The sequence below is a fragment of the Pantoea dispersa genome (assembly GCF_014155765.1).
In the GTDB taxonomy this organism is placed as follows: Bacteria; Pseudomonadota; Gammaproteobacteria; order Enterobacterales; family Enterobacteriaceae; genus Pantoea; species Pantoea dispersa.
Genome location: NZ_SCKT01000006.1, coordinates 120386 through 133637, shown reverse-complemented (window position 1 = coordinate 133637; position 13252 = coordinate 120386). Strand labels below are relative to the sequence as shown.

7 protein-coding genes are annotated in these 13252 nt (G+C 62.2%); 1 reads left to right on the top strand and 6 read right to left on the bottom strand.

The features are described from left to right. Window positions 1-58: 58 nt before the first annotated feature. The 4 genes from H7K56_RS17025 to H7K56_RS17010 all read right to left on the bottom strand — a co-directional run bounded on the left by H7K56_RS17025 (window position 59) and on the right by H7K56_RS17010 (window position 4776). Complete coding sequence (locus tag H7K56_RS17025) at window positions 59-1699, bottom strand: dihydroxyacetone kinase subunit DhaK (RefSeq protein ID WP_150360485.1); 1641 nt, start codon at window positions 1697-1699, stop codon at window positions 59-61. A 121-nt stretch (window positions 1700-1820) separates the two neighbouring features. Beyond that, entirely contained in the window at window positions 1821-2876 is a 1056-nt protein-coding gene (yncE, locus tag H7K56_RS17020) for a 7-bladed beta-propeller protein YncE (protein WP_150360486.1), read from the bottom strand. 211 nt (window positions 2877-3087) lie between these two features. Beyond that, window positions 3088-3297 carry a YdgH/BhsA/McbA family protein gene (locus H7K56_RS17015; RefSeq protein ID WP_058780877.1) on the bottom strand — a complete coding sequence of 70 codons (210 nt, stop codon included), beginning with the start codon at window positions 3295-3297 and terminating at the stop codon, window positions 3088-3090. 291 nt (window positions 3298-3588) lie between these two features. Beyond that, window positions 3589-4776 carry an MFS transporter gene (locus H7K56_RS17010; protein ID WP_058757539.1) on the bottom strand — a complete coding sequence of 396 codons (1188 nt, stop codon included), beginning with the start codon at window positions 4774-4776 and terminating at the stop codon, window positions 3589-3591. A gap of 102 nt (window positions 4777-4878) precedes the next feature. On the opposite strand from H7K56_RS17010, the gene H7K56_RS17005 reads away from it, so the two are divergent. After that, complete coding sequence (locus tag H7K56_RS17005; protein ID WP_021507815.1) at window positions 4879-5835, top strand: AraC family transcriptional regulator; 957 nt, start codon at window positions 4879-4881, stop codon at window positions 5833-5835. Between the two features lie 3 nt (window positions 5836-5838). Here H7K56_RS17005 and H7K56_RS17000 read toward each other — a convergent pair whose 3' ends face one another. Both H7K56_RS17000 and H7K56_RS16995 read right to left on the bottom strand, forming a co-directional pair. Beyond that, window positions 5839-7383, bottom strand: a complete 1545-nt coding sequence (locus tag H7K56_RS17000) for a methyl-accepting chemotaxis protein (RefSeq protein ID WP_150360487.1) — start codon at window positions 7381-7383, stop codon at window positions 5839-5841. A gap of 337 nt (window positions 7384-7720) precedes the next feature. Beyond that, complete coding sequence (locus H7K56_RS16995; RefSeq protein WP_249042711.1) at window positions 7721-13252, bottom strand: autotransporter outer membrane beta-barrel domain-containing protein; 5532 nt, start codon at window positions 13250-13252, stop codon at window positions 7721-7723.

The following is a 13252-nucleotide window of genomic DNA, read 5'->3' as shown; positions in this document are numbered from 1 at the left end:
TCCCGCCCGCGGGAGAGGGTTAGGGTGAGGGCGAACCCCGCCCCCATCCGCCCCATCCTCAGCCCGCCAGCACCGCAAACACCCTCTCGATGGCGTACGCGCCGGGATCCTTCACGCCATCCAGACTCTGCTGATTGAGATAAGCCGAACGGCCCGCCTTCGCACTCTGCATCTGCGCCGTCGCGTCGGCACCCTGTTGCGCAGCGGCTGCCGCCGCGGCCAGCGACTCTCCGGCCGCTAACGCCTCCAGTGCCGGCTGCAGCGCATCCACCAGGGTGCGATGTCCCGGCTGCGCGCCGCCGTAGTGCTTCATCCGTTCCAGCCCGTGCATCAGCGCCTGCGGCAGCGTGCTGCCCTCCTCCAGCTGCTGTCCGGCCGAAGTAAACAGAATCGACATCAGCACGCCGCTCGATCCGCCCATCACCGTCGCCAGCTGTTCGCCTACCAGCGCCAGCAGCGTAGGCAACTCATCCAGCGGTAGCTGCTGTTCACGCAGGCCGCGCTGGATTTTCTTCGCGCCGGCGGCAAAGGTCGAGCCGGTATCACCGTCGCCGACTTTGGCGTCCAGCGCATTCAGCTCGCTCTCCAGATCGATCAGCGTCTGCGTCACGCGCTCAACCACCTGCGCCACTTCAGCGTTATCAGAAGGATCGAAATCCAGCACGCTGCCGATGCGTTCAGCGCGCTGCAGGCTGATGGGCGCAAAGTCGTATATCGGCGTCCAGCCCAGCACCTGCACCGGCGCATGCAGCGCCTCGAAAAACGCCTCTTCCAGCGCCAGCAGCGTCAGCGAAAACCCTTTCATATCCAGCGCGCTGACCAGCGTTGCCGGGCCAATTAAATGGGTGATGCGTGCCGCCAGCGGCGACTGCAGTACCTCGCGCGTGAGCAGCGCCAGCTCCAGCTGGGAAAAGCCGCCGAGATTGTTGATCATCAACAGCGCCTGTTTGCCGTCGGGCAGCGCCTGCGCCAGCTGATCGGTCATGATGCTGGTAATTTTGCGGCTGTTTTGCGTATCGAGCGTGATCACGCCCGGCTCACCGTGAATGCCCATCCCCAGCTCGCTATGACCAGCTGCCACGCGATCGTCGCGCTTTTCACCCGGAATGTGACAGGTGGCAAACGCCAGGCCGATGGAGGACGTGGCGTCGATGGTGCGCTGCGCCAGGGTTTTGACCTCGTCGAGCGAGTGCCCCTGCTCCGCGGCAAAGCCGGCGATTTTGTGCACCAGCACGGTGCCGGCAATGCCGCGCGGCTGTGGATTTTCCGGCAGCGCGATATCGTCCTGCACCATCACCAGCTCCACCTTGTAACCAAGATTTTTCGCCTTTTCCGCTGCGAGGCCAAAGTTGAGCCGGTCACCGGTGTAATTTTTCACAATCAGCAGACAGCCCGCCTCACCGGTGACGTTAACAATGGCGTTCAGCACCGCATCAACGCTCGGCGAGGCGAAGATATCGCCGCACACCGCAGCGGTCAGCATCCCTTTGCCGACAAAGCCCGCGTGCGCCGGTTCGTGACCGGAGCCACCGCCGGAAATCAGCGCGACTTTGCTTTTATCCCAGTCCGAACGCACCACCACGCGAATCTCATCGCCCAGATCGAGGCGGGTCAGGTTGTGCCACGGCGTGCTGAGTAACACGCCTTCGATCGCTTCGTTCACCAGATCGTTTTTTTCATGCATAAAAAACTGGCTCATTGCACTCTCCCCTTAGGTGTTGTCGTCCTAAAGGTAGCGTAAGCCGGGCGGGAAAGGGGGCATCAAGGCTGGAAATGCAAAGGGCGACACACGTCGCCCCTGAGTTTCGGATAATTACGCCCTACAGCGCGATGCGCAACACGCTGTCCGGATTTTTCGGCGGTTCCTTGCGTGAGCCCGGCTGCTTGATGCTGACGAACAGCGTCTTGCCATCGGCGGAGAGCGCCAGGCTGTTCGGCAGGCCCGGCGCTTTCACCGTGCGTTTCACTTTATAGCTGCTGGCATCAATGATGCTGATCTCACCGGCTTTACGGTGCGTGACATACAGCTCGTCACGGTCGGCATTGAACAGCACCGCCAGCGATTCCGGTACCTCAATACGCTGAATCACCTGCTGCGTGCGGGTATCCAGCACCAGCACCTGCGGCTGCTTCGCATCGCTGAGGAAAGCGCGGTGGCCTTTGTTATCCAGCGCAATATTCAGGAAAAAGTGCTCTTTATCGCCGTCAATTTTCTGGCGCTTTTCAATCGCGTTCAGCCGGGTATTGATGGTGACCAGCTCGCCATCGGCATTGGTGACATACAGTTTCTGCGCAGCGGCATCCAGCGCCAGCCCGGTGCCCATTTTGCCGGTATTCGGGATAGTGCTGATGAGCTGCAGCGTTTTGCCGTCCACCACCCACACCACGCTCTGCGCGCCGAGACCGGTAATGTAGACGCGATTGGTCGCCGCATCCGTCACCACTTCACGCGGCTGCAGCGGACGAACCGAGTCACCGCGCTTGCGGCCATCCAGCACCAGCGTGTTGATCACCTTACCGCTGCTGGCATCCACTGCCGTCAGCGCACCGTTGACCGTGTTACCGAAGTACAGCACGTTGGTGTGCTGATTGATGGCGGCACCAAACGTTTTCAGGTCGGTATTGATGGTTTGTTTCACCGCCAGATTCTGCGGATCGAGACGGTACACGGTACCGCCCTGCGGGTTGCCGGCGTTTTGCGCCGTGGCGAGGAACAGCGCGTTGTCGCTGTTGCTGAACGCCAGTTCATAGGCGCCTTTGGCGATCGGCTGATTGAGCGGCTGCGTTTCCGCCGCTTGCAGCGCGCTGCAGGACAGCAGCGCCGTGGCCACCAGTAGCGGACGCAGCGCCCACTGCATTGTTTTATTCGCTTTCATAACTTCTCCATAGCAAAACCACCGCCGTGCGGCAGTGAAATGAAAGCCCGACATTGCAACCAATAGGAAATTCAGCCCGAGGCGAGCCGATAAGGATGTTAGTTTTTGCGAATAATAATCATTTATGCGAAAAAGGGACAGGATTTTATGGCGTTAGCAACGCCGCCAGGGCGCCCGAAGGCACCCTGTCAGCACAGAGGGTAAGGCGAACTTATTTGGTCAGTTCTGCCGTCATGTGAACGCCGTTGTTGAAGTTGGCTTCAGTCACTTTGTAGGAAGCACCAAGTTCCTGCGCTTTAGCAGCGATTTGCGCTTCAGCACCGTCAAGCGTAGAGGCGGTAGCGGTCACGCTTTGCGCGAAGCTGGCAAATGGCAGAACAGAGAGAGCAATAACAGCAGCAAAAGTTTTGATGGTTTTCATGGTCATTTCCTTAAAGATTTTTGATTGAATAAGGCGACATCGCCTTGATGAGAGATATAGTAGGCCGGCAACCGATCAAAAAAAAGCGCAGAGATTTGCCTAAGTCATTCGAATATTTTGACTATAAAAAGCACATTTAGCGCAACCTGCGCGCAAAGGGTTAAAAAACCACGATTTGATTAAAAGGCAGGATTTATTGCTGTGATTGGTGAGACCAGGCATACGCGGCAAAAGCGGCGCCGCGACAGCCCCTGAAGCGTGTCGCGGCGCGCCTGATGGCGGTAAACGGATTTAACCGTGATGCCGCACGCGGGTAAAGATGGTGATGGCGGCCAGCAGCATCAGCACGCCGCTGGCAAGGAATACGCCGCCCGCGCCCTGCAGATCGAACATCCAGCCACCAGCTGCCGCACCGGCGGTGATCGCCAGCTGAATAGTTGCCACCAGCAGCCCGCCGCCCGATTCGGCGTCGTCCGGCACCGCGCGCGACAGCCAGGTTGACCAGCCAGTCGGCATTGAACCAAACGCCAGCCCCCACAGCGCGACGCCGCTCGCCACCAGCCAGGAGACGTGGCCAAAGCTCACCAGCAGCACCGCCGTCACGCTCATCACCAGCGCCATGCCGGTCAGCGTCAGCGACACGCTGCGCGTCACCAGCCACGCGGCCAGCGAGGTGCCGAAGAAGTTCGCCACGCCGAACGCCAGCAGCACCAGCGACAGCTGATTCACATTCAGCTGCGCGCTGGTTTCCAGGAACGGGCGCAGGTAGGTAAAGAAGGCGAAATGGCCGGTAAACATCATGATCACCGCCAGCATGCCCCAGCGCATCACGCTCTGACGCAGCAGGTCCAGCACGCCGCCGCTGCGCGCTTTGTTCTCCGGCGGCATCGATGGCAGGGTGAAGAACTGCCAGAACAGCGCCAGCACGCCCAAAACACCGGTCAGCAGGAAAATGTTACGCCAGCCAATCAGCCCGCCAAGATAGCTGCCCAGCGGCGCGGCAATGATGGTGGCCAGCGAAATACCGCTGAACACAATCGACAGCGCGCGCGGCACCTGATCGGCGGGCACCAGCCGCATGGTAATAGCGGTCGACAACGTCCAGAAGCCGCCAATCGCCATGCCGAGCAGCACGCGCGCCAGTAAAATCATCGGCAGATTTTCGGCAAACGCCACCAGCAGCGCCGAGGCGATGAGCAGCAACGTGAACGCCAGCATCACCAGGCGGCGGTCGAGGCGGCGCGTGACGTTACCAATCACCAGGCTGGTCAGCAGCGCCACCAGCGCGGTAACCGTGACCGTCTGGCCCGCCTGCCCTTCGCTGACGCGCAGCGAGTCGGCAATGGGTGTCAGCAAGCTCACCGGCAGAAATTCTGCGGTGATCAGGCCGAAGACGCCAAACGCCATGGCGAACACCGCGCCCCATGCAGGTTTCTCTACCGCAATGCTTGTTTCCACTACTTCAGTATCCAGACTCATCTGCGATCCCCATCACAAAATATCAGGCTGTAAGCATAGAGAGACGACGCAAGACGATCTATGATACAGAAACTTTGTTTTTTGATAATTCGTCTGGATTGTATGAGCCGCTATGAAGACTTGACCAGCGAACTGCTGATGGGCATGCGCCTGTACGGCGTCAAATATCAGCGCATCGCGCTGCATGCGCCGTTTGGCCTGCAATATGATGACGCGCCGGGCAAGGCGCAGCTGCACTTTGTTGGCCGCGGCTCGCTGCTGATTCGCTCCGCTTCCGGCACCGTCTATCCGCTGCAGGCGGGCGATGCGCTGCTGATTCCGCACGGTAAGCCGCACGCGCTGATCTCCGGCGAAGATGCGGTGTGCGTGCCGATCGCTACCTTTAACAGCAAACCCATCTGCGACAGCGTGTGCGCCATCAACGATGCGCCGGACGCGGATGCCTGCCCGGACGACAGCGATGTGATTTTATTCAGCGCCTGCATGGCGTTTGAGCTGGGCGGCATGCAGCCGCTGGTGCACACCATGCCGGATGTGATGCTGGTCAGCACGCTGCTGGCGCAATACCCGGAAATCCAGCCGATTCTGGATGCCATGGAGCGTGAAACACGTCAGCGCAAAGCGGGCTTTGCCGGCATTTTGTCGCGGCTGGCCGATGTGGTGGCGGCGCAAATTGTGCGGGGCTGGGTGGAGAATGGCTGTGGTCAGGGCAGCGGGCTGGTGCAGGCGCTGCGCGATCCGCGCCTCAGCCTGGCGATGGCGGCCATGCACCGCGCGCCCGGCGAAAACTGGACGGTGGAGCGGCTGGCGCGCGAATCCGGCAGTTCACGTTCGGTGTTTGCCGCGCGCTTTCAAAACGCCACCGGCATGACGCCGCTGCGCTACCTTACCGAACTGCGCATGCGTCTGGCGGTGGAGCGCATAGTTAACGATGGCGAAGCGGTGGAGAGCGTGGCGTTCCACCTCGGTTACGGTTCACTGGCCGCCTTCAGTCGCGCCTTCAAACGCATTGTCGGCACACCGCCCGGCGCACTGCGCGCCGGACGTGAAGCGTCGTGAAACTTAGCGAAACACGCTGATCGCTTCAACCAGCCGGTTGGCCTGATGCGCCATTCGGCCGGAAGCTTCTGCGCCTTCCGCCACGCGCGCCGCGTTCTGATGGGTGATGTCGTCGAGATCCTCCACCGCGCTACTGACTTCGCTCAGCGCGATGGATTGTTCGGCCGTCGCCGCGCTGATTTGCGCGATCAGGGCGGTGACATTCTGCACCTGATCGACAATCGCCTGCATCGTGTGGCCGGCCGCATCGGCGTGATCGCTGCCCGACTGCACGCGGCCGGCGCTGGTTTCCACCAGGTTTTTGATCTCGCTGGCGGCTTTGGCGCTGCGCTGTGCCAGACTGCGCACCTCGCCCGCCACCACCGCAAAGCCTTTGCCCTGTTCACCGGCACGCGCCGCTTCCACCGCCGCGTTCAGCGCCAGAATATTGGTCTGGAAAGCGATGCCGTCGATCACGCTGGTGATGTTGGCGATACGCTTCGAGCTGTCGGCAATTTCCGCCATCATGCCGACCATCTCCTGCATCACTTCACCGCCTTTGATCGCCGCTGCGCTGGTGCTGGCCGACAGCGTATTCACTTCGCTGGCGGTTTCCGTATTGCTTTTGACCGTGGCGGTCATTTCGTTCATGGTCGCCGCCGTTTGCTGCACGTTCGCCGCCGCCTGCTCGGTGCGACGGCTCAGCTCATCATTGCTGCGCGCGATGGCGTCGCTGGCGCTCAGAACGTTGATCGCCTGGCCGCTGACGTCATCCACCAGCCAGCGGAACATCAGGCCCAGCTGGCCGATAGCGCGCTGCGTCATGCCGATCTCATCCACCCGATCTATGTGCTCGACTTTGTGGCTGGCGCCGGTGGCCACGCTCAGCGCCTGACGGCACATGCGCTCCATCGGGCGCGAGATCTGCTGCTCCAGCCACAGGCTGGCCAGCAGCAGCAGCCCGGCCATGCCGCCGCTGAAGCAGCCGATCGCCAGGGGTGCCATGCCCAGCAGCCAGACGCCCAGTATCGACAACGGCAGCAGCGCGATCAGCGTGCTGCGGATGCGCCAGCGCAGCGGCAGCGTTTTCAGCACTGAAGTCAGTCGCCGCCAGCCGCTGCCAACAATCAGCCCTTTATGGAAGCGACGCCCTTTGGCACGCCCTTCACGAAAATCACGGTACAGCGTCTCGCACTGACGGACCTCCTCCGCCGACGGTTTGGTGCGTACCGACATATAGCCCTGCAGCTTGCCCTCGCGCACCACCGGAATGGCATTGGCGCGCACCCAGTAGTGATCGCCATTCTTGCGCCGGTTCTTGACCAGCGCGGTCCAGGGTTCGCCCTGCTTCAGCGTGCTCCACATATCGGCGAACGCTTCCGGCGGCATATCCGGATGACGCACCATGTTGTGCGGCTGGCCGTTGACCTCTTCCGGGCTGAATCCGCTGACCTCAATAAAGGCGTCGTTGGCGTAGGTGATGTGGCTGTTGAGATCGGTGGTCGACATCAGCGTGGCGCGATCGTCGAAGACGTATTCACGCTGGGTGATGGGCTGGTTATTACGCATGTGTGAGTCCTTGCAAAACGCAGGCTGAAGAGAAATCGATAATACTTTTTTACCTTTTCGGCAGCACAATGGCCTGGCTTTAGCGCGGCTATTTAATTTTTGTTCTGAATAAAGCAGGAGTGCGCGGCGCTTCACAGTTCCGGCCGCGGGCGGGATCGATAAAAAATCATTTAGGGTAAATGAGATCGAGCTTTGGCTGAAAGGCGTGTCGGCAGCGGTGCGCATGAATGCGCACCCTACAGAAAAACGTGCCATCACCGCATCCCTGCACATCCCGCCACATGCCCCATTCTTGTAGGGTCGCCGTTCACGGCGACCGCGTCATGTGCACGTACTGTCAGAACTGCCAGCGCACGCCGAGGTTGTAACGCCAGCCTCTGGCGCCGTTGCCGTCGATCTCCTTGCGGTAATCCGCTTCGGCGTACAGCGACACATCCTGCTGCAGCGTCACCGTGCCGCCGGCACCCACTTCCCACATCTGGCCAAAATTACCGCTGCTGAAGCTGGCGCCGAGCGCCGGGTTATCGGCAGCCGACACCGACGCCTGCGTCGTGCCGCCCCAGCCTTTGTAATAATTCGCGCGCAGATAAGGCGTGTACTGGCGGTTGCTGTCATCGGTCCAGCTGCGGTCGAGACGCGCGCCGAGACGGCCAATCGTCTGGTGATAATCGCCATAGCGCACCTGGTTATTGTCCTCATCCGTGAAATCGTTCATGTTCAGTTTCAGGTACATCAGCTGCGCCTGCGGCTCCAGCTTGTAGCCCTCGCCGAGTTCAAACGGATAACCGCTCTCCAGCGAGGCGGTCCAGCCGTGGCCCTTCAGCCTTGCCTCTCGCTGCTGGCGCGCAATGTCGGTTTCACCACGATGCCAGTCAAACGACAGCACGCCGTCAAGGTAAAAGCCGTTCTGGCGCTGCCAGGTGCCGTACAGCGCCAGACTGTCGCTGTCAAAACTGGTGCTGCTGTAACCGTCTGCCGCCTGCGGACGGATGCGCGTATTGCCGCGCGTGTAGGCCACGCCGCCGCGCAGGCTGTCCTGCTCACCGTCGAGACGCAGCAGGTTGCCGCCAAGCTGCACCGCGCTGTAGTCGAGGTCAAACCCGTAGCCGTAATCGCTAAAGCTGCGGTCGCTTTTGTATTTCAGATTCGAGCCGATGTAGCGCAGGAACATCTCACCGCCGTTACCCGCCGGGCGCGTCTGCTCGTGACGCAGTTCGCCGAGACGCTTGTGCAGGTCATCAATAATCGCGGCGGTGTAATAGGCGAGGCCAACCGGTGCCGAAATGTACGAAGGCACCTGCGGCACCACCGCCGGACGCGCATCGTAGCGCTGTGGCGTGCCAAATCCGCTGGTCACCAGCGCTGGCTGGCAGCTGTCGCTGTCCTCGCACACGTAGTAGTTTGCCAGCCGGTAATCCCAGTAATTGTTGCCGCTGCCGCTCAGCAGGCGCTGAGCCGGATCGCTACTGCCCGGCGCGAAGCTGTACAGCCGGTACTGCCACGGTCCGGCACCGAGATAGCCATCCCTGAGCGCAAAGCTGTTCTGGCCGGCGTTGCCGCCCACCTGCGCCAGCGAAATGCCTTCGTTGCCCTCAATGCCGCCGTTGCGGTTGCGATCGGTGAGCGCCGCGCTGCTTGCCGCATCGAGCCTGACGTTGAGCAGCGTGGTGCCGCTGGCGTTACCGCTGACGTTGATGTGGTCGGTGAACTGGTTGCTCAGCGCGCCGCCGTCATTCAGGCGCGTCACCAGATTCGCCTGACCGCCCATCGACGCCAGCGAGCCGTTGATGTCCAGCGTATTACCTGGCGAACCGCCGCCATTGGTGAGGTCCAGCGTGCCGCTGTTATTCACCTGCAGCGAATCCGCTGTGCCGCCCGCCAGTGTGGGATGCACGTTGTCACCGGCATACAGCGTTGAGCGCCCATCAATGTTGATGGTGCTGTGCGCCAGCTGCAGATTGTCGGTCAGCGTCCAGCGGCTATCCGCGAAGTTAATGATGCTCCAGCCGCTGCCGAGATTAACGCCTTTGCTCAGGTCATCCGCGCTGAAGCTGCCGCCGCGCGCCGTAATCTGGTCAAAGGTCAGGCTGTTACCGGTGCCGTTGCCGCTGGTGAGATGGTAAGTAGTGCTGAGATCGACGCCGCTGACGTCGGCGATATTGTTGTTGTCTGCGCCCATGGTCAGGCTGCCGTTGAGCGTGCCGCCGGTCCAGCGGAAAGTGTCGCTGCCGCCGCCAGGATTGATGTCGCCCAGCACGTCACCCTGGGTCAGCAAAATCACATCGTCGGCGTTACTGCCCGCCACCGCCACGCTTTGCGCCGTGGCGGTTACGATTGTGCCAAGGTTTTCGAATACCGTTTTGCCGCCGCGCAGATCGACCACCGGCGCCGTCAGGCTGCTGGAGCGCAGTGTGCCGCGGTTGACGATGGTGCCGGCGGTGCTGGAGACCAGCGCCGAACCGCCTGCCGCATTAGTGATATTAACGCTGGCGGCGGTGACGATATTTCCCGTGGTGTTGGCGCGAATCCCGGTGCCGCCGGCGCCGGTGACATTGAAAACGTAACCCGAACCCAGCGTCAGATCGCCGCCGGTGGTCGATCCATCGGCGTTGGCGATAGTCAGGCCGTTACCGCTGCCGGATACATTGGTGGTCACGGTGGAGGCGGGATCGAACGCGACGGCAGTGCGGATGCCGTTGCCATCGCCGACGTTAAGCGTCAGGTTGCTCAGGCTAACGTTGTCCAGCTCCGCGCGGTTTTCGATGCCGTTGCCGCTGCCCAGTACGTTGATGGTGGCGTCGCGCGCGCTGAGCGCCGCCGCGCCGCTGTCGAGCAAAATGCCATGCGCCGTGCCGCGCGTGGTGATCAGCGTATCGCTGCCGGTCAGTGCCAGCTGCGCACCGTCGCTGATGCGCACGCCGGCCACGCCGTTATCGACATTGATGCTGCCGCCCTGCGCCAGCGTGGTGCCGCTGCCGCCGACGTCTAACCCGGTGCCGCTGCTGACGTTAACCACGCCATTGTTGGTCAGCGTGCTGTCGGCGCGCGAGCGCATGCCGATGCTGTTGCTACCGGTCAGCGTCAGTGCGCCATTGTTCTCGAGTTCCGCGCCGTTGGTCAGGTCGAAACCCACGGCACCGTTGCCAGCGCCGCTGATGCGGGCGTTGCTGGTGACGCGGGTGGCGACAGCGCTGCCGTCCAGCGCATTACTGAGATCGCTGCGCAGCGTATTCACCAGCACGCCCACCGCGTTGTTGCCGCTGAGTGTGATGTTGCTGCTGCCGTCGAGCGTCGCCGCGGCACCGCCCTCGACGCGCACGGCGGTGCTCTCCTCGCCGCTGGCGGTCAGATTGAGGTTGGCGCTGTTGAGGCTGCTGCCGCTGCCGGAGACAATTACGCCGGTGCTGCTGGCGGCGCTGGCGCTCAGGCTGTTCGGCGTGCTGAAGCTCAGCGCCGCACCGTCGTCAAGGCGGTAGCCGGTGGAACCACGCGTGCTGACATCCAGCGCGCTGGTGGCGGCGCGAATGCGCGAACCGTTACCTGCAGCGTGATAGGCGATCTGGTCGCTATTGTTAAAGATCGGCGTCGATCCGGCGGCGATATTCACCAGCGCACCGTCCAGCGCTTCGGCGCCGATGGCACCACTGCCGTTGAGCGTGAGCGTGCCGCCGTTGAGGTTCGCCACCGCCTGGCTACCGCTGGCGCTGACGCCGCGCGAACGGCGGGTGCTGCTGCCGCCATTGACGTCGATGTTGCCGCTGTTGCTGGCGGTGGTAGCGAAGGTGCTGCCCGCGCTGTTCACCGCGATACCGGTGCCGCCGTCGCTGATGCTGATGTTGCCGCTGTTGCTGCCGGTCGCCCCGCTCTCCACGCGCAGGCCGGTGGTATTGGCCCCGCTGAAGTTAATGTTGCCGCTGTTGCTGAGCTGCGCGCGGTTGCGTGCCAGATAGCCGGTGATGCCGTTCTGCGCCGAGTTGAGTTCTGCGGCGGAGGTCAGCCGCGTGCTGGCGACCGGCGCACGGCTGTTGGCGCCGGTCAGCGTATGTTTCTGCCCGTCGGCAATCGCGCCCGTGGCGTTGCTGCCACTGAGGGTAATGGTGGTCGCCGCGTCAATATTGCCCTGCGCACCGCCCTCGATATTGACGCCGGTGGCACCGGTGCCGCTAACGTTAATCGTGGCGTTGTTGGTCTTCACCAATGTTCCGCCACCGCCGGTGCCGTTCACCGCCACCGCACCCGCGCCGGAGGCGGTCAGCGTGGTATTAGTCCCGTCGAACGTCGCGCCCTGTTCGATGCGGAAGAGCGTCGAGTTAGTGGTGGTGACGTCAAACGCGTTGTTGTCGTCTACGTTGATCAGCGCATTCGGGCCATAGGCAAAAAAACCAATTTGATTGCTGCCGGTGCTGAAACGGGGAATGGCATTCTGCGTTACATTAACCGTGGCGTTGCCGCGCGCGTACACGCCAATCGCGCCGTTGCCGGTGAGGTTAATCGGCCCGTCCACGTTCGCTGCGGCAGTGCCGCTGCCCTGACCTTCCACCCAAACGCCAAAGTTGCGCGTGCCGCTGGCCGGATCGGCTCCGCCCGCCACGTTGATGGTCCCGGTGGAGCTGGCGGCGGCGCTGTTACCACTGGTGGCCAGCACTTTCAGGCCGGTGCCGTTAACGCCATTGAGGTTGATGGTGCCGCGATTCTCCAGCGTACCGTTGCTGTTAGTGACCAGCATGCCGACGTTCTCGCGCGGCACGCGCGCAGCGCTGCCGTTGACGTCGATGGTGCCGCTGTTGATCAGCGTGGCATTGCTGGCACCGCTGACCGACATCCCGACGGCGTTCTGTACGCGCGAGCCAATCACAATCGCCCCGTCGTTGGTGGCGCTACCGTTGGCCAGCAGCGCAATGCCGCTGGTCAGCCCGCTCTGGTTCAGGGCTGTCTCCGCCACGTTGTCGCTCAGGCTGTTCTGCGCGCCTCGCCCGAGGTAAATCGTGCCGCCGCTGTTGTTGGTAAATCGGCTGCTGTCGCTGGTGAGCAGCACGCCGGAAGTGGTGCCACGCGCGCTGGAACCGTTGACGCCCACGTTGATATTGCCGCTGTTAGCGGCCTGCGCATTGGCATCAAGGCGGATGCCCGCCACGCCGTTGGTCAGATTGCTGCCGGTGGTACCGAGGTTAAGCACGCCATTGTTAGTGAAATCACCGCCGTTTTGCACCGTTACCGCCGTGGCGTTGTTGCTGGCCGCGCCGACGCCGGTGCCATCAATACGGTTGAGGAAGCCGCCGTTGATGACGCCGCTGCTGCTGTTGGTAGCCGTCGCGCCATCCAGCGCCAGCGCGGTGCCGCGGCTCGCCAGTTTCCCGTCGATGGTGGCATTGGCCCCGCTGGCCACGCGTACCGCGCCATCGCTGGCCCCAACCACTTCCAGCGTTTTACCGGCGGCGATAGTGACCTGCGAACCGGCGCCTTCGGCATTGATCACCACGCGGCTACCTATCGGCTGCGTCACTTCATCCGGCGCAGTGGCGCTGACGTTATAGACAATATCGCCGTTGGTGATAGTGACCGCCTGATTGAACGCGCTGAGGTAGCTGGCCGGCGCGAGATTGCCGGCCTGCAGCTGGCTCACCAGCCAGTTATTGTAGCTTTGCAGCTGGCTGGCATTGGTGACGTTGAAGGCGGTGGTTTTGCCGTCCAGCGTCTGCACGCTAAAGCTGCCGTTATAGGTCGCAAGGTTTTGTACCGCCAGGCTGTCGGTCACCTGGCCGCCGGAGACGTTGGCCGCAGAACCGTTGAAGGTGATGCGGTTGTTGTTGTTCCAGTTGAGGGCGCCGCCGTTACTGACCTGAAACAGCGTGGTGTTTTTGGCCGCCAT